Source organism: Sphingomonas sp. BRN-1R (assembly GCF_057748035.1).
Genome location: NZ_CM173236.1, coordinates 1,977,230 through 1,997,500 on the forward strand (window position 1 = coordinate 1,977,230; position 20,271 = coordinate 1,997,500).

21 protein-coding genes and 2 riboswitches are annotated in these 20,271 nt (G+C 70.0%); of the genes, 13 read left to right on the plus strand and 8 right to left on the minus strand.

Annotation, left to right across the window (positions count from 1 at the left end):
• Window positions 1-359 precede the first annotated feature (359 nt).
• The 4 genes from AC3ANX_RS09075 to AC3ANX_RS09090 are packed head-to-tail and all read right to left on the minus strand — an operon-like array spanning window position 360 to window position 3,984.
• On the minus strand, window positions 360-1,727 hold the full coding sequence (locus AC3ANX_RS09075; protein WP_488336670.1) for an L-serine ammonia-lyase: 1,368 nt from the start codon (window positions 1,725-1,727) through the stop codon (window positions 360-362).
• Between the two features lie 60 nt (window positions 1,728-1,787).
• The gene (locus AC3ANX_RS09080) at window positions 1,788-2,135 is read right to left on the minus strand and encodes a DUF3325 family protein (protein WP_488336671.1); all 348 of its coding nucleotides are present in this window, start codon (window positions 2,133-2,135) and stop codon (window positions 1,788-1,790) included.
• Entirely contained in the window at window positions 2,114-3,565 is a 1,452-nt protein-coding gene (locus tag AC3ANX_RS09085; RefSeq protein WP_488336672.1) for a PepSY-associated TM helix domain-containing protein, read from the minus strand. The genes AC3ANX_RS09080 and AC3ANX_RS09085 overlap by 22 nt, the downstream gene beginning before the upstream one ends.
• Complete coding sequence (locus AC3ANX_RS09090) at window positions 3,562-3,984, minus strand: hypothetical protein (protein ID WP_488336673.1); 423 nt, start codon at window positions 3,982-3,984, stop codon at window positions 3,562-3,564. Before AC3ANX_RS09090 ends, AC3ANX_RS09085 begins: the two co-directional genes overlap by 4 nt.
• Before the next feature lie 115 nt (window positions 3,985-4,099).
• Between AC3ANX_RS09090 and AC3ANX_RS09095 the strand changes: the two genes are divergently transcribed.
• From AC3ANX_RS09095 to cobO, 3 genes are all read left to right on the plus strand, one after another.
• Complete coding sequence (locus tag AC3ANX_RS09095) at window positions 4,100-5,620, plus strand: DUF4403 family protein (RefSeq protein WP_488336674.1); 1,521 nt, start codon at window positions 4,100-4,102, stop codon at window positions 5,618-5,620.
• A 72-nt stretch (window positions 5,621-5,692) separates the two neighbouring features.
• A riboswitch (cobalamin riboswitch) is annotated at window positions 5,693-5,904 on the plus strand.
• 190 nt (window positions 5,905-6,094) lie between these two features.
• Window positions 6,095-7,984 carry a TonB-dependent receptor plug domain-containing protein gene (locus tag AC3ANX_RS09100; protein ID WP_488336917.1) on the plus strand — a complete coding sequence of 630 codons (1,890 nt, stop codon included), beginning with the start codon at window positions 6,095-6,097 and terminating at the stop codon, window positions 7,982-7,984.
• Complete coding sequence (cobO, locus tag AC3ANX_RS09105) at window positions 7,984-8,598, plus strand: cob(I)yrinic acid a,c-diamide adenosyltransferase (RefSeq protein ID WP_488336675.1); 615 nt, start codon at window positions 7,984-7,986, stop codon at window positions 8,596-8,598. The genes AC3ANX_RS09100 and cobO overlap by 1 nt, the downstream gene beginning before the upstream one ends.
• Before the next feature lie 32 nt (window positions 8,599-8,630).
• Here cobO and AC3ANX_RS09110 read toward each other — a convergent pair whose 3' ends face one another.
• Window positions 8,631-9,455, minus strand: coding sequence for an ABC transporter substrate-binding protein (locus AC3ANX_RS09110; protein ID WP_488336676.1), 825 nt, complete (start codon window positions 9,453-9,455; stop codon window positions 8,631-8,633).
• Window positions 9,456-9,511: 56 nt separating this feature from the next.
• Here AC3ANX_RS09110 and AC3ANX_RS09115 point away from each other — a divergent pair, with 56 nt between their 5' ends.
• The 10 genes from AC3ANX_RS09115 to cobU all read left to right on the plus strand — a co-directional run bounded on the left by AC3ANX_RS09115 (window position 9,512) and on the right by cobU (window position 18,179).
• The gene (locus AC3ANX_RS09115) at window positions 9,512-10,504 is read left to right on the plus strand and encodes a FecCD family ABC transporter permease (RefSeq protein ID WP_488336677.1); all 993 of its coding nucleotides are present in this window, start codon (window positions 9,512-9,514) and stop codon (window positions 10,502-10,504) included.
• Entirely contained in the window at window positions 10,498-11,274 is a 777-nt protein-coding gene (locus AC3ANX_RS09120; RefSeq protein WP_488336678.1) for an ABC transporter ATP-binding protein, read from the plus strand. Before AC3ANX_RS09115 ends, AC3ANX_RS09120 begins: the two co-directional genes overlap by 7 nt.
• Before the next feature lie 20 nt (window positions 11,275-11,294).
• Window positions 11,295-11,484, plus strand: a riboswitch (cobalamin riboswitch).
• Window positions 11,485-11,640: 156 nt separating this feature from the next.
• Window positions 11,641-12,045 (plus strand): DUF1636 domain-containing protein, encoded by a 405-nt coding sequence (locus AC3ANX_RS09125; RefSeq protein ID WP_488336679.1) that lies wholly within the window; start codon window positions 11,641-11,643, stop codon window positions 12,043-12,045.
• Entirely contained in the window at window positions 12,042-13,052 is a 1,011-nt protein-coding gene (gene cobT, locus AC3ANX_RS09130) for a nicotinate-nucleotide--dimethylbenzimidazole phosphoribosyltransferase (RefSeq protein ID WP_488336680.1), read from the plus strand. Before AC3ANX_RS09125 ends, cobT begins: the two co-directional genes overlap by 4 nt.
• Window positions 13,053-13,622 (plus strand): histidine phosphatase family protein, encoded by a 570-nt coding sequence (locus AC3ANX_RS09135; protein ID WP_488336681.1) that lies wholly within the window; start codon window positions 13,053-13,055, stop codon window positions 13,620-13,622.
• Complete coding sequence (locus AC3ANX_RS09140; RefSeq protein ID WP_488336682.1) at window positions 13,619-14,320, plus strand: adenosylcobinamide-GDP ribazoletransferase; 702 nt, start codon at window positions 13,619-13,621, stop codon at window positions 14,318-14,320. The genes AC3ANX_RS09135 and AC3ANX_RS09140 overlap by 4 nt, the downstream gene beginning before the upstream one ends.
• The gene (gene cobD / locus AC3ANX_RS09145) at window positions 14,317-15,294 is read left to right on the plus strand and encodes a threonine-phosphate decarboxylase CobD (protein ID WP_488336683.1); all 978 of its coding nucleotides are present in this window, start codon (window positions 14,317-14,319) and stop codon (window positions 15,292-15,294) included. Before AC3ANX_RS09140 ends, cobD begins: the two co-directional genes overlap by 4 nt.
• A complete protein-coding gene (gene cbiB / locus AC3ANX_RS09150) occupies window positions 15,287-16,225 on the plus strand; it encodes an adenosylcobinamide-phosphate synthase CbiB (protein ID WP_488336684.1) in 939 nt (312 codons plus the stop codon). Before cobD ends, cbiB begins: the two co-directional genes overlap by 8 nt.
• Window positions 16,213-17,676 (plus strand): cobyric acid synthase, encoded by a 1,464-nt coding sequence (locus AC3ANX_RS09155; protein ID WP_488336685.1) that lies wholly within the window; start codon window positions 16,213-16,215, stop codon window positions 17,674-17,676. Before cbiB ends, AC3ANX_RS09155 begins: the two co-directional genes overlap by 13 nt.
• Window positions 17,673-18,179 carry a bifunctional adenosylcobinamide kinase/adenosylcobinamide-phosphate guanylyltransferase gene (cobU, locus tag AC3ANX_RS09160; RefSeq protein ID WP_488336686.1) on the plus strand — a complete coding sequence of 169 codons (507 nt, stop codon included), beginning with the start codon at window positions 17,673-17,675 and terminating at the stop codon, window positions 18,177-18,179. The genes AC3ANX_RS09155 and cobU overlap by 4 nt, the downstream gene beginning before the upstream one ends.
• 4 nt (window positions 18,180-18,183) lie before the next feature.
• On the opposite strand, the gene AC3ANX_RS09165 is transcribed toward cobU, so the two are convergent.
• The 3 genes from AC3ANX_RS09165 to AC3ANX_RS09175 all read right to left on the minus strand — a co-directional run bounded on the left by AC3ANX_RS09165 (window position 18,184) and on the right by AC3ANX_RS09175 (window position 20,238).
• Window positions 18,184-18,972, minus strand: coding sequence for a FadR/GntR family transcriptional regulator (locus AC3ANX_RS09165; RefSeq protein WP_488336687.1), 789 nt, complete (start codon window positions 18,970-18,972; stop codon window positions 18,184-18,186).
• 91 nt (window positions 18,973-19,063) lie between these two features.
• Window positions 19,064-19,393 (minus strand): hypothetical protein, encoded by a 330-nt coding sequence (locus tag AC3ANX_RS09170; protein ID WP_488336688.1) that lies wholly within the window; start codon window positions 19,391-19,393, stop codon window positions 19,064-19,066.
• Window positions 19,390-20,238: a hypothetical protein gene (locus tag AC3ANX_RS09175; RefSeq protein WP_488336689.1), complete on the minus strand. Its 849-nt coding sequence runs from the start codon at window positions 20,236-20,238 to the stop codon at window positions 19,390-19,392. The genes AC3ANX_RS09170 and AC3ANX_RS09175 overlap by 4 nt, the downstream gene beginning before the upstream one ends.
• Between the last annotated feature and the right edge of the window lie 33 nt (window positions 20,239-20,271).

Here is a 20,271-nt window from a genome sequence, read left to right on the forward strand (position 1 = left end):
CCATCCCACGACCTTCGACTTCGCTCAGGGCGAACGGGGATGGGGCGGTGAAGTGATGGGGTGTTGATTATCCCCGCCGTTCGTGCCGAGTAGCGATCGACTAGGCGAAGCCGTAGCGAGAGCGCGTATCGAGGCATGTGTCGCGTGGGGCCTTGTCCATCCATACGCCGCCTCGTTACGCCCTGCGGGCTACTCGGCAGCTACTCGGGACGAACGGTGTGCTACTCCGTGCCGTACCGCGCCCTCCTCGTGCTCCCGCGCAGGCGGGAGCCCAGAGCCGCAGGCGCGGCGCTCGTGGCACTGGGCTTCCGCCTTCGCGGGAGCACGGCTAACGTGCGGAGGCCGAAACGCCTCGCCGCTCAACACTCCACCACGTTCACCGCCAGCCCCCCAAGGCTCGTCTCCTTATACTTCGACTTCATGTCCTCGCCGGTCTGACGCATCGTCTCGATCACCTGATCGAGGCTGACGATGTGCCGCCCGTCGCCGTGCAGCGCGAGATAGGCGGCGTTGACGGCCTTGATCGCGCCCATCGTGTTGCGCTCGATACAGGGGATCTGCACCAGCCCGCCGATCGGATCGCAGGTGAGGCCGAGGTTGTGCTCCATACCGATCTCGGCGGCGTTCTCGATCTGCGCGTTGCTCGCGCCCAGCGCCGCCGCGAGGCCGCCCGCCGCCATCGAACACGCCACGCCGACCTCGCCCTGACAGCCCATCTCCGCCGCCGAGATCGACGCGCGCTGCTTGTACAGGAAACCGATCGCCGATGCGGTGTAGAGCAATCGCCGCGAGCCTTCGGCCGTCGAGCCGTGGACGAACGTCTCGTAATATTTGAGCACCGCCGGGATCACCCCGGCAGCGCCATTGGTCGGCGCGGTGACGACGCGGCCGCCCGCCGCATTCTCCTCGTTCACCGCGAGCGCCCACAGGCTGACCCATTCGAACACGAGGCTCGGGTCGGCGCGGGGCCCACGCTCGATCAGCTTTTCGCGCATCGCCCGCGCACGGCGCGAGACCTTGAGGCCACCGGGCAGCACGCCTTCGCCGCGACAGCCGCGTTCGATCGAGGCGAACATCGCCGCGCGCACCGAGGCTAGGAAGGCGTCGGTCTCGCTCGCGTCGCGCCATGCCGCCTCGTTGATGCGCACGATATCGGCGATGCTCATGCCGGTAGCCTCGCCGATCGCGAGCAGTTCGTCGGCGGAGGAGAAGGGGTGCGGCGGCAGGGCGTTGACGCGCGGGGGCACCTCGCCCTCCATCCGGATCGCGCCGCCGCCGATCGAATAATAGCGCCGAACGATCGCGCTGCCGTCGGGCAGGGTGGCGGTGAAGGCCATGCCGTTGGGGTGGCCGGGCAGGAAGCTCGCGTGGAAGATCAGGTCGGCGGGCTCGTCGAACGCGATCGGCTCCGCCCCGCCGAGCGGCAGACTGGCGTTCGCGCGGATCTCGGCGAGGATCGCAGCGACACGATCGGGGTCCACCCCTTCGGGCGTGTAGCCGGCAAGGCCGAGCAGCACCGCGCCGTCGGTGCCGTGCCCGCGTCCGGTCAGCGCGAGCGAGCCGTAAAGGTCGCACGTCACCCGTACCGGGTTCGCCCGTTCCTCGACCAGCATGCGTGCGAAGGCGTGCGCCGCGCGCATCGGGCCGACGGTGTGCGAACTCGACGGGCCGATGCCGATCGTGAAGAGATCGACGACGCTTAACGGGGCTGCATTCTTGTCGAGCACGGACGGCCTTTCGGGTGGAGCGCGTGCATACGCCTTTTCGCCCGGGAGAACACCTCCGTGCTAGACCATTGCCGCGAGCAATCCTCCGCCGGCCGCCGCCAGCGCCAGCACGACGCCGACGCGCGCCAGCGCAGGGCGATAGGTCCGCGCCAGAACGAGCGGCAGCCCGACCGCCGGCGCCGCGCCGATCCACACCATCGCGCCGACCACCGGCAGCCGGGCCGCGAGCGCGAACGCCAGCGATGCGGCGAGTAAAAGCCAGCCGAAGAAGCGCGCCTGCTGACGCCGCGCGACCGCAAGCCGTCGGCCGGTAAGCGCGTCGCCGTGCTGCGGCTGCGCGACCGCGAGCGCGAACAGCGCGAGGTACAGCAACGCGACCGAGGCGATCAGCACCGCGCGCTCCGCCACGCGAGCCACCCGCACAACAGCCCGAAGCCGCAGAGCGCGAGATTGCCCCCGACCAGCACCGCGTCGGGCGCGGCGATCCAGCCGCCCAGCCACGGCGCGACGAATAGCCCCAGCGCAAGCCCGGCGAAGGGCAGCGGCCAGCGCAGCCGTCGTGGCAGCGCCGCGACGATCACCGCGGCGAAGCCAGCCGTCAGCAGCGCGACCGTGACCTCCGCGCCCGCGCGACTCTCCGCGCCAAGCGGCAGCAGGCGATTGGCCCAGAGGAAGGCGATCGCCCCCGCCGGCACACCGAGGATCACGCCGGCATTGACGCGCGCGAGCAGGCGATTGGCGCGATCGGCGACGCGTTCGCAGCGCTTGACCGTCCACAGGATCAGCCCGGTCGCGATTGCCATCGTCAGCATCGCCCCGCCGAGGAAATACAGCCACCGCAAGGGGAGCGGCGCGAAGCGGGCGATGTGCAGCCCGTACAGCCAGCTATAGGCGGTGATCGCCGGGCGATGTTCGATCCAGCCGCCCAGCAGGCGGCCGTTCACCGCATCATAGCTCGCCACGCCGCGATTGGTGGCGATCTGCGCGCTGTCGGCGCAGGTGAAGCTCGCCACCGCCGCCGCATCGCCGGGGTTGACGATCGTCACACGCCCTACCGCGCCGCCGCAGCGGCGTTGTGCATCGCGCATCATCGCGGCGATGGTGCCGAGCGGGGCCGGGTGCTTCGCCGCCGGTCGATCGACACCGCCGGGCGCAAGCTCGCGGTACATCGCCGCCGTGTCCGCGCCGTATCCGGCGATACCCGGCCAGGGCATGCTGAGCGACATCAAGGTCAGCAGCCCGGTCGCTGTAATCATGATGTGGAACGGCAGCGACAGCACGCCGAGCGCATTGTGTGCGTCAAGCCACGAGCGCTGGCCCTTGCCCGCGCGGAACGTGAAGAAATCGCGGAAGAAACGGCGGTGCGCGACCACGCCCGAGATCAACGCGATCAGCATGGTCGCGGCGGCCAACGCGGCGAGTAGCCGCCCCCACGGATAGGGCAACTCCAGCTCGAAATGCAGCCGGTAGAAGAACTCGCCGCCCATCGTTTCGCGCGCCACCGGCGCACCGCTCAGCGGATCGAGCGCGCGGAACAGCAGCTTGCCGCCGTGCGTGAAATAGGCGTCTGTGGTGCCGGCGCGCGCGTCGGGCGCGGTGAGATACCAGGTGGGCGCGTCGGCGGCGTCCCGCGCCAACCACCGCGTCGCCGCCGTGATCGCCTGCACCGGATCGGCTGCGGCACGCGTTTCCGGGCGCATCCAGCGGCTGATCTCGGGCCTGAACATGCTGAGCGTGCCCGCGAATGCCATCAGGTACAGGACATGGCCGAGCAGCAGCCCGGTCCAGCCGTGGAGCCACGCCATCGTCTGGCGCGCTCCGTCGTGGAGGCGGTTCATGCCGGGGGGAGTGGCAGCATCAGCGCGAGCGTGCCGAACGCCGTCGCAAGCGCGATCACGCCGCAGCACGCCCGGCCGGGGCTGCGCGTGAGGAAGGCCCAGATCGTCACGAGGGGGAACAGCAGCAGCGCGACCAGCACCGCAGTCATCACCGCCTCCGGCCGTGCCATCGGCAGTGCGCGGGCGAGGAAAGCGCCGAGCGTCGCGACCACCGCATAAGCGCCGACGGTCCCCGCAAACGTGCGCGCGGCGACGTTGACGCGATACCGTGCGCATCGCCGGTCCCGCACCATCGGCGCAACCAGCCTTGCGCGCGGGCGCAGGTCGGCGGCGGCGCTGCGGCGCTCGACAGCGGGGGCGGCGCTGCGGCGCGGGATGATGGCGTTGCCTGCGAATGCGGGGCTGAAATGCCGGTTCATGACGAACAACTACGAACAGGTCTTTTGCGAGTCAATCGCATTATCACATCGTGAAGACAGCTCGCGAAGGAATTCGGCTCGTCATGGCTCCACATCGGCCCGCCCGCGTTGTCATATGATGAAGATCGCCGTCTACGCACAGCCCGGTCGCCGCCGACGGCCGCCTAATGAGATCGTCGGCCCGGTCGTCGCGGCCGCGCTGCTGGTCGGCGGGTGCAGTCACAAGGTCCATTCGCCCGCCCCGCCGCGAATCGCAGACGCGCCCGATTTCCCGATCGAAACCTCCTCGATCGTGGTGCCGATCTCGGGATCGCTCGATGATCTCGCCCGCGCGCTTGAGGCGCAGGTGCCGAGGCGGCTGTGGGGAATCGACAAGCAGCTCGACGCCTGTGTCCCGGCCAAGCGCGTCAACATCGGCATCGCGCATGTCCGCGTGCTGCCCAACCTCGGTTGTCGGGTGACGGGCGAGGTGACACGCGGGCGGCTGAAGCTCGGCGGTCACGGCAACCGGCTGACGATCGACATCCCCGTCCACGCCGCCATCGCCGCGCAGAAGGTCGGCGGCGTGGTCTCCAAGACCGCGACGGGCGATGCGGTGGTGCATGCCGTCGCGCAACTGTCGATCGCGGGTGACTGGTCGCCGACCGCGAAGGTGCGGATCGCTTATGACTGGACGACCCCGCCCGGCATCGACTTCCTCGGTCGCCGCATCGAGTTCGCCAGCAAGGCCGACGCGCGATTGAAGCCGGTGCTGGCGGGGCTGGAACGCAGCCTGCCGCGCGAACTGAACAAGCTCGATCTACGCGCCAAACTCGCCTCCGCCTGGGCGCAGGGCTTCACCTCGATCATGCTCAACCGCGACAAACCGCCGGCATGGATGCGGATCACCCCGAAGCGGCTCGGCTTCGGCGGCTATGCGATCACCGGGCGAACGCTCGTGCTGACGCTGGCGGCGGACGCCCTGACCGAGACGTTCGTCGGCGCGCGTCCCGCCGATCCCGTGACCACGCCGCTGCCGCCGCCCGCACCATCGGTCGGCAAGCAGGGGCTCAACTTCTTCATTCCGGTGCTGGCGGATTATGCGCAGCTCGAACCCGTTGTGCAGCGTGTGCTGGTGAAGCGCGCCAACAAGGGCATCTCGCTCGCCGGGATCGGTCCTGTCGACGTCGAGTTTGGCAAGGTGACGGTTTATGCCACCACCGGCGGGCGGCTCGCGATTGGGGTAAAGGCGAAGGCGAAGGCACGCAGCAGTTCGCTGCTCGCCACCAAGGGCGAGGTGTGGCTGACGGCGGTGCCCTATAATGTCTCCAATTCGCAGCTGATCCGCGCGCGCGACGTCGCGATCAGCACCGATACGGACAGCGAGACGGTCAACCTGCTCGTTTCGCTGTTCAAGGACACGTCGATCCGCGACACGATCGCGCAAGGGCTGGCCCACGACTTCGCGCCCGATTACGCAAAGGTGCTGCGCTCCGCGCGGAAAGCGATCGGCCAGCGGCGTGAGGGTGACTTCCTGCTCTCCGCCGATGTGACGCGGGTGGAGAACGGCAGGCTGGCGGTGACGGGCAAGGGTCTGTTCCTGCCGGTGCGCGCGGTGGGGCAGGCGACGATCACCTATGCGCCGCTCAGGCGATAGCACGCGAATAGCGGTTGGCCGCTGCCGCGTTGTGGCGTAAGGGCCGCGCCGGACGCTTGAGCGGGCAACCGCTTCGTCCACGATCGCGTCGGTGCCCCGCGAGGGGCTTAAACGGGAATGCGGTGCGGGTCTCATGCCCAAATCCGCAGCTGTCCCTGCAACTGTAAGCGGCGAGCGTGATGCACCGGCCCGTAAGGGCGGCCACTGAAGCCCTTGGGGTTCGGGAAGGCGTGCATCAGGCGCTGACCCGTGAGCCAGGAGACCTGCCGGCGTATCGTCGCTCTTGCCGTGGTCCAGGAACAGGCCAAGGCACGGTTCTCCGTCTGAGCGACAGACTGAGCGGTGGGGGCCGCAAGGGTCGTGCAGGCCGGGGCCGATTGGCGTCCGCCCGACGTGCGCGATCGGTCGTCTGCGAAAGATGGCTTGCCCCTGCCGATGTGTCGCAAGACGCCGGGGGGAAGACATTTGAAGACCATGATTTCACTGATCGCGCTGACCGCGGCCACACCGGCGCTGGCGCAGAGCGCCGCTACGGACGATGCCACCGTGACCGACACCGTCGTCGTCACCGCCGCGCGCGCGCCGGGCGGCATCTCGACCGCGACGCTCGGCTCGTCGGCGACGGTGCTGACCGCGCAGGATCTCGCCGATCGCCAGACCGTGATCGTCTCGGACGTGCTGCGCGACGTTCCGGGCGTCTCGGTCAACCGCACCGGCGCGGTCGGCGGGATGACGCAGGTGCGCATCCGCGGCGCGGAGAGCAACCATACGCTCGTCCTGATCGACGGCATCGAGGCGGCCGATCCCTATTACGGCGAATACGACTTCGCTTCGCTGACCGCGGACCCCGGCGCGCGCGTCGAGGTGCTGCGCGGCGAGCAGAGCGCGCTGTACGGATCGGACGCGATCGGCGGCGTCATCAACTACATCACGCCGACCGGGCGCGAGATGCCGGGGTTCGCCGGGCGGATCGAGGCGGGATCGTTCAACACGATCGACGGCGCGGTGCGCGGCGCGGGCACGGTCGGCGATTTCGACTATGCGGTCGGCGGGTCGTACTCCGGGATCGGCGGCTATGTCGTCGCACCGGCGGGCGACCGGCGGATCGGTTCGAAGATCGGCACGGTCAACGGTAAGTTCGGTTATCAATCGGGCGACTTCGCGCTGCGGGGGGTGGTGCGCTACACGCACATCGACGCCGATCTCAACGATCAGGATTATGTCGCCACGGGCAACGCGATCGACAGTGGCGGCAGCTATCTGAACGATGCGGTCTATGCTTTGGTCGGCGCGCATTACGACGCGCTGGAGGGCCGCTGGAGCAACGATCTCAGCGCGCAGTTGCAGGATTCACAACGCCAGTATCACGACGACACCGGCGCGGAGACGATCGGCGACACCGGCCGCCGCAAGAAGGTGTCGTTCGTGTCGGCGCTCAAGCTTGGCAATGATCGGGTCAGCCATCTCATCACCGGCGCGGTCGATTACGAGCACGAATCGTATCAGGGCGCCTCGGCGTTCATCACCGGCAGCAACCCGTTCCACGATACCGACAATTGGGGGCTGGTCGGCCAGTATCAGCTCACCGTCAACGACCGGCTCGGCCTCGGCGCGGCGGTGCGGCACGACATCAACGAACGGTTCCGCGATACGACGACGTGGCACCTCCAGGCGAGCTACCGCTTCGAAACCGGCACGCGCATCCACGCGGCGGGCGGAACGGGCGTGAAGGCGCCGATCTTCTCCGAACTGTTCGGCTATGCGCCCGACAGCGGCTTCGTCGGCAATCCCAATCTCAAGCCCGAGGAGTCGACCGGCTGGCAGGCGGGCGTGGAGCAGAGCTTCCTCGCCGGGCACGCCCGCATCGACGTGACCTATTTCAACGCGGTGCTGCGCCACAAGATCGTCAGCACGTTGGATCCGGTCTATACCGTCGTCAACGCGACCGGATCGTCGCCGCATCAGGGCGTGGAGGTGGCGCTGAACACGGATCTGCCCGCCGGCTTCCGCTTCGACGGCAGCTACACCTTTCTCGACGCGCACGACGAAGCCGACGTGACGCTGATCCGCCGGCCCAAGCATATCGGCAGCGCCAACCTCGCGTGGCGATCGAAGGACGATCGCTTCGGCGCGAACGTGACGGTGCGCTACAACGGCGACGCACTCGACACCAATTTCGCGACCTTCGCGACCGAGACGCTGAAGGCCTATACGCTGGTGAACTTCGGCGCGGATGTCGCGGTGGCGCGCGGCATCTCTGTGTTCGGGCGGGTCGAGAATCTGCTCGACACCGACTACCGCGAGAACGTCGGCTTCCGCACTCCGGGCCGCGCGGGCTACGGCGGCATCAAGGCGCGGATCTGATGGTCAGCGGCACCCGCACCGAGGCCGAGCATGCCGAGAAGATGCGCAAGCGTCAGGCCGTGCAGGAACGCACCGTCGCCAGCAAGACGATCGAAAAGGGGCTGGTGATCGTCCACACCGGCGCAGGCAAGGGCAAGACCACCGCCGCGCTCGGAATGGCGGTGCGCGCGATCGGCCACGGCATGACGGTCGGCGTCGTCCAGTTCGTCAAGGGTGCGATGACGACGGGCGAGAAGGCGGTGTTCGACCGGCTCGGTGATCTGGTGGCGTTCAGGCCGATGGGCGAGGGCTTCACCTGGGATACGCAGGACCGCGCGCGCGATATCGCGGTCGCGCGCGGGGCGTGGGATGAGGTCAAGCGGATGATCGCCGATCCGTCCTATGGCATGGTGATCGCCGATGAACTCAACATCGTGCTGCGCTACGACTATCTGCCGCTCGACGAGGTGCTGGCGGCGCTGGCGGACAAGCCGGCGATGACGCATGTCGTCGTCACCGGGCGCAACGCCCCGGCGGCGCTGATCGAAGCGGCCGATCTGGTGACGGAGATGACGCTCGTGAAGCATCCGTACCGCGAACAGGGCGTGAAGGCGCAGGCAGGGGTGGAGTTCTAGTGGCAGCGCACGCGCGTCTGCCGGGATCGGCGTTACCGTGTCCCGATCGCCCTGGCCTGACGCGCGAGGCTTTGCGCCGCCTGCACATAGGTCGGGCTGCCGCACACCGTCCACGCCTCGGGCAGGCGCAGGCGCGGGATGCGGTCGAGCGCGGGGTGGTGGAGCATCTCGGTGCCCTGATCGACCACGCGGTCGGTCGCGCTCTCGACGATCAGATAGTCGGGGCGGGCGGCGATCATCTCCTCGAGCGAGACTTGCGACAGCGCCGGCTTTCCGAGCTTGGCGGCGAGGTTGACGAGGCCGACGCGCGTCATCAGCTCATCCACCAGCGTGCCGGTGCCGGTCAGATAGCCGCGCCGCTGGTAATAGGCGGCGACGCGGTGGCCGGGCACGCGCGGCAAGGCGGCCAGCGCACGATCCATCCGCGCGATCAGCGCCGCGCCGCGCTCCGGGTGGCCGACCGCGGCGGCGACCTGGCGGATTTGCGCCACGATGTCGGCATAGCGATCGGCCGGCGCGAGATCGATCACACGGTAGTGATGCGGCGCGAGTGCGGCGAGCATGCCGCCGGTACGCGGCGGGGTGCCGACGATCAGATCCGGGTCGATCGCGAGGATCTCCTCGGCGGACTGGCCGAGGATGTGGAGGCCGGGCGTGCGCGGCGCGATTGCCGACATCTCGCGATCGGTGGCGAAGCGCGTCAGCCCGGCGATCTGCGACCGATCGGCGAGATCGACCACGAGCTGGTCCGCACACAGGTTGAGCGACACGATGCGCTGCGGCACGTCGACCGGCGCGGCGGCGGTCGTACCGAGGGCGAGCGCCAGCAAGAGCGGAAGGAAGCGACGGCGCGACATGGCCGGGTCCATAGCCGAGCGGCGCGGGGACACAAGCGCGCGGGCGTGGGCAGGGCATGACGCTGCCGCGCACCGTGCTGATCGCCGGGCTGGCGGCGCTCATCCTGCTCTCAGCGCTCGCGTCGCTGGCGCTGGGCGCGGTGTCGCTTGCGCCGGCGCGGGTGGTCGCGGCGCTCGCCGGGCATGGCGATGCGGTCGCCGCGTCGATCGTGCTCGAACTGCGCTTGCCCCGCACCATCCTCGGGCTGGCGGTGGGGGCGATGCTCGGGCTCGCGGGGGCGGCGTTGCAGGGTTACCTGCGCAATCCGCTTGCCGAACCGTCGGTGCTGGGCGCGTCCAACGCTGCCGCGCTCGGCGCGGTGTGTGCGATCTATTTTGGGCTGGGAGAGTTGCATCCGGTGGTGCTGCCCGCGCTCGCCATCCTTGGTGCGCTCGTCGCTTTGGGGTTGCTGTTCGCGCTGGCGGGGCGATCGGAAAGCCCGCTCACGCTCATCCTCGCCGGCATTGCCGTCTCGACGCTGGCGGGGGCGGCGATCAGCCTTGCGCTCAACCTGTCGCCCAATCCGTTCGCGGCGATGGAGATCATGACGTGGCTGCTCGGCTCGATCGAGAACCGCGCGTTCGCCCACGTCTGGATCGCGCTGCCGTGCATTGCGGTCGGCACGGCGCTGCTGCTGTACGACGGCCGCGCGCTCGATGCCTTGACGCTCGGCGAGGACGGGGCGCGGGCGCTCGGCGTCGAGTTGCGGGGCGTCCGGTTGCGGTTGCTGCTCGGTGTCGCGATCGGGGTGGGCGGCGCGGTGGCGGTGTCGGGGGCGATCGGTTTCGTCGGGCTGATCGTGCCGCATCTGGTCCGCCCGCTCACCGACCGCAGCCCGTCGGCGATCCTCGTCCCCTCCGCGCTCGCCGGCGCGGTGCTGCTGACGCTCGCCGATATCGGCGTGCGGCTGATCCCCTCCACCAGCGAGCTGAAGCTCGGCGTGGTGACGGCGTTCCTCGGCGTGCCGCTGTTCCTAGCCTATCTGCTGCGCGAGCGGCGGATATGGTGACGATCACACTCGAAGACGTGGGCGTCATGCTCGGCGGCAAGCCGGCGGTGCGCGGGGTCGGTGCGGTGCTGGAGCCGGGGCGGCTGATCGGTATCATTGGCCCGAACGGGGCGGGAAAGTCCACGCTGCTGCGCGCGATGCTCGGGCTGGTGCCTTTCACCGGCAGTATCGGCATCGACGGAGAACCCCTCGCCACGATGGCGCGGGGCCGGGTGGCGCAGAAACTCGCCTACCTGCCGCAGGGGCAGACATTGCACTGGCCGCTGACGGTCGAGCGTCTCGTCGCGTTGGGCCGATTGCCGCATCTCGCGCCCATGCAGCGGCTGAGCGGCGCGGATATGCAGGCGGTCGAGACCGCGATGGCGCGCGCCGATGTCGCCGGTCTGCGCGACCGCATCGCCACCGAACTCTCCGGTGGTGAGCGGGCGCGCGTGTTGCTCGCGCGGGCGCTCGCGGTCGGCGCGCCCGCGCTGCTGGTGGACGAGCCGCTCGCCGCGCTCGATCCCGGCCACCAGATCGACGTCATGGAACTGCTGCGCGCCGAAGCGCGGGGCGGCGCGCTCGTCGTCACCGTGCTGCACGATCTGACGATGGCGGCGCGCTATTGCGATCGGTTGCTGCTGATCGACGATGGCGGCCTTGTCGCCGACGACACGCCGCTCGCGGTGCTGACCCCGGCGCGGCTGCGCGCGGTGTACGGCATTGCCGCCACCGTCGCGCGCGACGGGGACACGCTCACCATCGTGCCGACCGCGCGCGTCGCGAATTGACGCATCGCGAGGTCGGCAGTATCGCGCCGGTTGCGACAGGTTCCCCGGTGGGGATGAAAAGGGAACGGGGTTCGAAACCCCGGCTGCCCCTGCAACTGTGAGCGGCGAGCCACCGGGCCAAATGCCATTGGGATCTTCACGGTCCTGAGAAGGCGGCCCGGCCGGTGTCGACCCGCAAGCCAGGAGACCTGCCCGTCGCGGTCGTCCATCGTGCGGACAGGGTGTTCCGGGCGGGCGGGGTGTGAACCCGAGTGGCGACAGGTCGGACTGCGTGGGCGCGGCATGCCTGGAGGCATGCCGTTCGTGCGTGGCCCTTGTCGGGGTGCTCGTGGTGAAGCCTTGTGCGCATATTACGGCGGCGGTCTGATGCTGCGCCGTGTAGAGGATGGGCCGGCGGTGGTCGCCTGCAACACCTGCCGCCATTCGGCGGAGGAGCGCGAGGTCGAGGGAGTGCGCGGCGGGGCGACGCTGGTCGCGGCGTTGCGCGATGTGCAGGCATCCGATCCGCGCTATGTCGAGGTCGCGGTGCAGGAGATGCCGTGCCTGTTCGCCTGCGCGGAGCATTGCACCGTCTACCTGCGCGCGCCCGACAAGGTGGGCTACGTGCTCGGCCGCTTCACCCCCGATGCCGAGGCGGCGCGCGCGATCCTCGATTATGCGGTGCACTATGCCGCGAGCGAGCATGGCCGCGTGCCGTTCAAGGAATGGCCGCAGGGGGTAAAGGGGCATTTCATCACGCGCACGCCGCCGCCCGGGTTCATCGCGGAATGAGCTTCGCGACCGTCGCCGACTTCGATGCTGCGCTGGCGACGCTCACCGCGCCTGACGAAGCGGCTATCGCAGCGGCGCGGGCGCGGCAAGCGCAACTGACCAAGCCCGCAGGATCGATCGGCCGGCTTGAGGAGATCGCGGCGTTCTTCGCGGGCTGGCAGGGGCGGGTACGGCCGAAGATCGAGCGCGGGCGGGTGGTGGTGTTCGCAGGCAACCACGGCATCGTCGCGCAGGGCGTCAGCGCGTTCCCGGCGGCCGTCACCGCGCAGATGGTCGCAAATTTTTCGAACGGCGGCGCGGCGATCAACGCGCTCGCGGCGGCGGCCGGGCTGGAATTGAAGGTGGTTCCGCTCGAACTCGACCGGCCGACTGCCGACTTCACCCTCGCGCCCGCGCTGACCGAGACGGAGTGCCTCGCCGCGCTGTCGGCGGGGGCGGCGAGCGTGGCGGCAGGGCTCGACCTGCTCGTCGTCGGTGAGATGGGGATCGGCAACACCACGGCCGCCGCTGCGCTCGCGGCGCGCAGCTTCGGTGGCACGGGTGCGGATTGGGTCGGGCCGGGAACCGGCGTGGACAGCGGCGGGGTCGCGCGCAAGATCGCGGTGGTCGACCGTGCGCTCGCCCGTCATGCCGATGCTCCTGCCTCCGCGTTCGAGACGCTGCGGCGCGTCGGCGGGCGCGAGATCGCCGCCATTGCCGGCGCGGTGCTGCGCGCGCGCGACCTGCGCGTGCCGGTGCTGCTCGACGGGTTCATTACCTGCGCGGCGGTCGCGCCGCTCGCAGCGGCGGTGCCGGGCGTGCTCGCCCACTGTATTGCCGGCCATTGCTCGGCCGAGCCCGGCCACGCCCGCCTGCTGGCCGCGCTCGGGCTCGATCCGCTGCTGCGGCTCGACATGCGGCTGGGCGAGGGGAGCGGCGCGGCAGTCGCGGCCAACATCCTGCGCTCGGCGCTGGCGGCGCACGACGGCATGGCGACCTTTGCCGAAGCGGGCGTGTCGGGCGGGTAGATGGCGCCGTTCCTGCTCCACCTGCTGCGCCACGGCGCGCCGGAGACGCCCGGACGCATGATCGGCCGCACCGATGATGCGCCGACGGCCGCCGGGATCGCCGCCTGCGTCGAACAGGCGCGCGCGATCGGCGTGGAGGTGGTGATCGGCTCCGATCTCGCCCGCGCACGCCTTGCGGCGGAGGCGATCGGCGGCGATCTCTCGCTGCCGGTCGCGATCGATGCGCGGTGGCGCGAACTCGATTTCGGCGTGTGGGACGGGCTGCCCGCGAGCGAGATCGACGCGGCCGCGCTCGGCGCGTTCTGGGACGATCCCGACGCGCATGCGCCGCCTGAGGGCGAGACCTGGTCGACGCTGGTCGCGCGCGTGGCGGCGGCGGTTGCGGATCTTGCGCCGCGTCCGACGCTGGTGGTGACGCACGGCGGTGCGATGCGCGCTGCGCTCGCGCATCTGTGCGGCTTGGGCCAGCGTCAGATCTGGGCGTTTGAGCTGCCCTATGCCGGGCTGCTGAGCCTTAAGGTCTGGCCTGGCGAGCCGCGTTCGGCGCAGATCGTGGCGCTGTGGCCATGACCGGCCTTATCCTCGCGGTACAGTTCCTCACCCGCTTGCCGGCCCCGCGCGTTACCGCGACGGACGCGGATTTCGCGGCGTCGATGCGCTGGTTCCCGCTGGTCGGTCTGCTGATCGGCGCGCTGGTGGCGGGCGCGGGGTGGCTTGCGCGGGGTGACGCGTGGCTCGGCGCACTGGCGGCGCTGGTGGTGTGGGTGGGCGTGACGGGCGCGCTGCACCTCGACGGTCTCGGCGATCTCGCGGACGCATCGGGCGCGGCGCACAAGGATCGCGACCGGCTGCTCGCGGTGCTGGCCGACCCGCATGTCGGCAGCTTCGGCGTGGTGGCGATCGCGCTGCAACTGATCGCCAAGCTGGTGTTGCTGCACGCGCTGGTGGTGGCAGGCGCGTGGCTGCCGCTGATCCTCACCCCGTTTGCGGCGCGGATGGGGCCGCTGGTGTGGACCCGCTGGCTGCCGCCGCTCCATGCCGGTCTTGCGGCGCGGTTCCGTGATGCGGTGCGTGTGGTCGATCTCGCCGGGTGGACGCTCGCGCTGGTTGCCGCCGCGTTCCTCTGGCCGGCGATCCTCGTCACGCCGGTGCTGCTCGCCGTCTGGGCGGTTTATGTCGGTCGCACGATCGGCGGGATTTCGGGCGACGGGCATGGCGCTGGCATCGAACTGGTCGAGACGTTGCTGCTCGTCGCGGCAGTCGCGTGAGCTGGACGCATCACGGCGGACGCCTCGCGGAGGCACGGGCCGCGTTCGGCGACGGTGCCGCGCCGTGGCTCGACCTGTCGACCGGGATCAATCCGCATGGCTGGCCGGCGGGCGACATCACGATCGACTGGCACCGCCTGCCGGGTGAACGCGACCTCGACGCGCTGGAAATCGCCGCCGCCGATTACTTCGGGGTCGATCGCGCTCATGTCGCGGCGGTGCCGGGCTCGGAGATCGGACTGCGCCTGCTCGGCACGCTGCTGCCGGGGCCGGCGCGCTACATCCGTCCGACCTACCGCACGCATGCTGAGATGTTCGCCGAGAGCATCGCCTTGCGCGCCGACGCGGCCACGAGTGCGGCACGTGGTGTCGTGATCCTCGCCAATCCCAACAACCCCGACGGGCGGGTGATCGCGGCGCACGATCTGCTCGCGCTGCATGAGCGGCTGCGTGAGGGCGACGGCTGGCTGGTCGTCGACGAAGCCTTTGCCGATGCCGATCCCGTGACCAGCATCGTCGCGCAGATGCATGACGAGGCGCGGCTCGTCATCCTGCGATCGTTCGGCAAGTTCTTCGGGCTGGCTGGGGTGCGGCTCGGCTTCGTCGTTGCGCCCCGGCAAATCGTCGCGCGGGTGCGGGCGCTGCTCGGCAGTTGGCCGGTTTCGGCGGCGGCGATCGCGATCGGCACCGCCGCCTACCGCGATGCTGCGTGGATCGTCGCGATGCGGGCGCTTCTTGCCGCCGATGCGGCGGACCTGGACGCGGCGCTGATCCGCTGCGGGCTGAAGCCGGTCGGAGCATGTCCGCTGTTCCGCATGGTCGATGTGCCGGATGCCGCCGCGACCTTCGCCCACCTCGCCCGGCAGGCCATCCTCACCCGGCCGTTCGACGACGATCCGCACCGGCTTCGGCTTGGCCTGCCCGGCGATGCCGCGGCGCTGGCGAGGCTCGAGCGGGCGCTGGCGCATGGCTGAGCCGGTCGCGTTGGCGGCGCTGGTGGTGGAGGCGGCGGTCGGCTGGCCCGATGCGCTGTACCGCCGGATCGGACATCCGGTCGGGCTGTTCGCCGCGGTCGTCACCGCATGCGAAACGCGGTGGAACCAGCCCCAGCGTTCGTTCGCGCGCCGCCGCCTTGCGGGCATTGCCGTCGTAGCGGTGCTGGTCGTGGTGGTTGGCGGCATCACGCTTGGCTTGCAACGGCTTGCAACCGTATTGCCCGGCCATGCGGGCTGGATCGCGTGCGCGTTGCTCGCCGCGCCGGGGCTGGCGCAGCGCAGCCTGTACGATCATGTCCGCGCTGTGCGGGTGGCACTGGACGCGGGCGACTTGCCCGGTGCGCGGGTGGCGGTCGCGCGGATCGTTGGGCGCGACGTCGCCGCGCTCGACGCGGCGGGCGTGGCGCGCGCCGCGATCGAGAGCCTGGCGGAAAGCTTCTGCGATGGCGTCGCCGCGCCGCTGTTCTGGCTGCTGCTGGGCGGCTTGCCGGGCTTGTGGATCTACAAGGCGATCAACACCGCCGACAGCCTGATCGGCCACCGCGAACCGCGCTGGCGCGCATTCGGCTGGGCGGCGGCGCGTACCGACGATGTGCTTAACCTGCTGCCTGCACGGCTGGGCGGGGTGCTGCTGTGTGCGGCGGGAGGCGGCGGCTGGCGAACGATGTGGCGCGATGCGGGCAAGCACGCCTCGCCCAACGCCGGGTGGACCGAGGCGGCGATGGCGGGTGCGCTTGGGCTCGGCCTTGCCGGACCGATCCGCTACGACGGCATGATCGCGGACAAGCCGTGGATCGGTGCGGGTCGGCGAGAGGCCGGCGCACACGATATCGCGCGGGCGCTCGCGCTTTATGCACGCGCGTGTCTCGCATTATGGCTGATCGCGGGAGGTATCGCGTGGCTGCGGTGATGTTTCAGGGCACGGGGTCGGACGTCGGCAAGTCGGTGCTGGTCGCGGGCGTCTGCCGGGCGCTCGCCAATCGCGGGCTCTCGGTCAGACCGTTCAAGCCGCAGAACATGTCGAACAACGCCGCCGTCACCAGCGACGGCGGCGAGATCGGCCGCGCGCAGGCGTTGCAGGCACTCGCCTGCCGCGTGGCACCGCACACGGACATGAACCCGGTGCTGCTCAAGCCGCAGGCCGATCGCACTTCGCAACTGATCGTCAACGGCCGGGTGCGCGGCACGCTGAGTGCGGGCAATTTCCGCACCGCACGGGTCGCGCTGCTCGGCGAGGTGATGGCGAGTTTCCACCGGCTCGAGACCGCCTGCGATGTCGTGGTGGTCGAAGGTGCAGGCTCGCCCGCCGAGATCAACCTGCGCAGCGGCGACATCGCCAACATGGGGTTCGCACGCGCCGCCGACGTGCCGGTGGTACTGATCGGCGATATCGATCGCGGCGGCGTGATCGCGGCGATCGTCGGCACGCGCGCGGTGATCGACCCCGCCGACGCGGCGATGATCCAGGGCTTCGTCATCAACAAGTTTCGCGGCGATCCGGCGCTGTTCGAGGACGGCTACCGCCAGATCGCGGAGCTGTCGGGGTGGCGCGGTTTCGGCGTGGTGCCGTGGCTCGCCGCTGCGGCGCATCTGCCGAGCGAGGATGCCGTGGTATTGGAGCGCGCGCAGGCGGGCGGTGACGGGCGGCTGCTGGTCGCATGCCCGATCCTGCCGCGCATCTCGAACTTCGACGATCTCGATCCGCTGAGACTCGAACCGGCGATCGATCTCGTGATGGTGCCGCCGGGCCGCGTAATCCCGGCGGAGGCGGCGCTGATCGTGCTGCCGGGATCGAAGGCGACGATCGCCGATCTGACCGCGATGCGGCGTGAGGGCTGGGACATCGACGTGCTTGCCCATCACCGGCGCGGCGGCGCGATCCTCGGGCTGTGCGGCGGCTATCAGATGCTCGGTCGGCGCGTGATCGACATGGGCGGTATCGAAGGGCCGCCCGGCGAGGCGGCGGGTCTCGGGCTGCTCGACGTCGAGACGATGCTGACCCCGGTGAAGGCGCTGCGCCCGGTGCGCGGCCGTGCGCTCGATGCGCCGTTCGAGGGGTATGAGATGCATATGGGCGAGACACGCGGGCCGGACGCGGCGCGCCCGTTCGCGCGGTTCGAGGATGGTGCGGCGGACGGTGCGATCAGCGCGGACGGACGGGTCATGGGCAGCTATGTCCACGGCCTGCTCGCCGACCCCGCGCAGCGCGCCGCGTTGCTCGCCCGGCTTGGCGCGGTGGCGGGCGGGCGAGACTATGACGCGGCGGTTGACGATGCACTCGACGCGATCGCGGCCAAGCTGGAGCGGCATCTCGACCTCGACGCGATCCTCGCCATCGCGCAAGGCGCACGCGGCCGATGACGTGCCTGTTCGTGCTGGGCGGCGCACGCTCGGGCAAAAGCCGCTTCGCGCAGGCGCGTGCGGAGGCGACCGGCGGCGACCTCGTCTTCGTCGCGACCGCGCAAGCCTATGACGCGGAGATGACCGAACGCATCGCCCGCCACCGCGCCGATCGCGGTGCACGCTGGTCGACGGTCGAAGCGCCGCTCGCGCTGGCCGAAGCGGTCGCGAAACAGAGCCGTGCAGGGTGTACGGTGCTGGTCGATTGCCTCACCTTGTGGACGTCCAACCTGCTGCTCGGCGAACACGATATGGACGCGGCGAACGATGGCCTGCTCCACGCGATCCGGAGCGCATCGGGGCCGGTGATCCTCGTCGCCAATGAGGTCGGCCTTGGGATCGTACCCGACAACGCCCTCGCACGGTGCTTCCGCGATGCGGCGGGGCGGCTCAACCAGCAGATCGCGGCAGCGGCCGACGAGGTGGTGCTGGTAACGGCCGGATTGCCGCTGCGCCTGAAGTGATTGGTCAGACCGATTGCGTGGCGCTGAAGCGCTGACGGGTATTGCGCACCGCGCTGCGCGCCTGCTCGACCGCAGCTTCCTCGGTCGCGAACAGCAGGTGTTCGAGCACCGCGGCCATGTGCGCGCGCATCGCGCTGCGCGCGCGTGCCGGGTCGCGCAGGCGCAGCGCCTCGGCGACCGCGCGATGCTCCTCCACCACCGGCTTGATTTTGGCGATGCGCGCCTTGGCGAGCAGCAGCGCCGTATCGGGCTCGCTCGCGCGCAACTGCCAGAAATGTTCGACGGTGTGCACCAGCGCCGCATTGCGGGTGGCGCGCGCGATCAGGAAGTGGAACTCGCGGTCGGCATCCTCCAGCCACTCCTCGGGCTCGGCCTCCTCGGCGATGCGCTGGACCAGAACATCGAGCGCGTCGAGTTCGGCATCGCTGATATGCACCGCCGCCAGCGCCGCCACTTCGCCCTCGATCGCGGCGCGTGCCTCGATCAACTCGAACGCGGTGACGTTGAAGCCGAGCGCGTCGCTCTGCCCCGGAATGCTGCGGACATAGGCGCCCGAGCCGATCTTGACCTCGACCAGCCCCTGCACCTCGAGCGCGATCATTGCCTCACGCACGGTTGGGCGACTGACGTTGTGTTCGATCGCGAGTTCGCGTTCGGCGGGTAACCGATCGCCGATCGCGAAGCGGCCGCTCGCGATCTGATCGAACAGCTTGCGCGCGAGCTGTTGATAGAGCCGATCCTCGGCGGAACTGGCGGCCGATGCCTTGGCCTTCGTCTTGCCCATGACGGTCATCGCGCCAATCCAATCACCCCGTGCGTCCAATGCCATGACCGGCCAAACCAATTCGGGTAGAGTAAGCGTTCGGAATTACCCGTGCAAGCGGCTATGCGGCGGGCTTGCTTACGCCGTCGGTAACTTTGGGAGGTGTGGTGCCGTGCTGTTTCCACTCCATGCGGATGCGCCAGGCGATCACGCCGTCATGCCGGAAGCTGCGGCACATCGCCTGTTCGAACAGCCGCGTATAGCTGAGCCCCCTCACCGGTCGCGCATGGCTTTCGCGGCGGCGGGCATCGTCGAGCGCGCTCTGGCATGCGGTGGCGGTCGGGAAACTCGCATCGAGCAGGGCAGCGGCGCTGTGCGGCGTCCAGTCGCGTGCGGCAGCGGGCGCGGCCACCGGCGGCACGATCGCGAGCAGGACCGCGATCCGTTTCACTGTGCGGTCGGCGGCAGCGTGCCGCCGGTGGATGGCGCGCCGGCGCAGGCGCGTAGCATCGCCGCCCCGCCGATCGCCGCGAGCCGCGCCTGCGCCGCGCGGGTGAGCGCCGCGCCGTCGATCGGCCAGCCGATCGCGGCGCTGTGCGCGCTGCCCGGAAACACCACATAGGCGATGCGCCCGTCGGGCAGCCCGTCGCCATTGCGCGGATTGGGATCGTCCGCGCCGAGTGCACGCCAGAACGCGACCGACGCCTCGCCGAACGGTTCGACCGGGCCCTCGTCGGCGATCACGAACGGGGTCGCGCGGCCGGTGTCGAGATTCATCGCCCAGCCGATATCGCCCATCTCGCCCATGCCGTCGGTACGGTAGATCGGGGCGGGCAGCACGACGTAGGGAATGCGCGCGGCATCGACATAGCTGGTGGGATCGGCTGGCCCGGCGTGCGCGGTGTTGCGCAGCGATGTCATCGAGACGAAATAGCCTTTGTACGGCCCATCCTGCTGGATCGCGGGCTGGGCCGGGTCGGCGGGGTTTGCGGCCAGCACGGTCTGCCACCATGACCCGTTGGGATACCCTGCCGCCGCAAGGCAGTCGATGCCGCGGCCCTGATCCGGGCAACTGTCAGGCGCATCGTCGGGGTGGTAGGCGTTGGGCGCACCATCGGCGTCGATCAGTTTGTCGTCGCTGGCGAAATAATAGGCGCTGCGATCGGCGGTGACGGAGACCGGCGTGCCCATATAGTCGAAGGCGGAGGCCGCCGGGCAGACCGGACCCGCAACAGCGGTGGTCGGCACGAGGCAACACGACACGGCGGTGGCGAACATCCACCGGAACACAGGCACTGAAAACACGTCTTTCCCTATCAACTCTTCGCC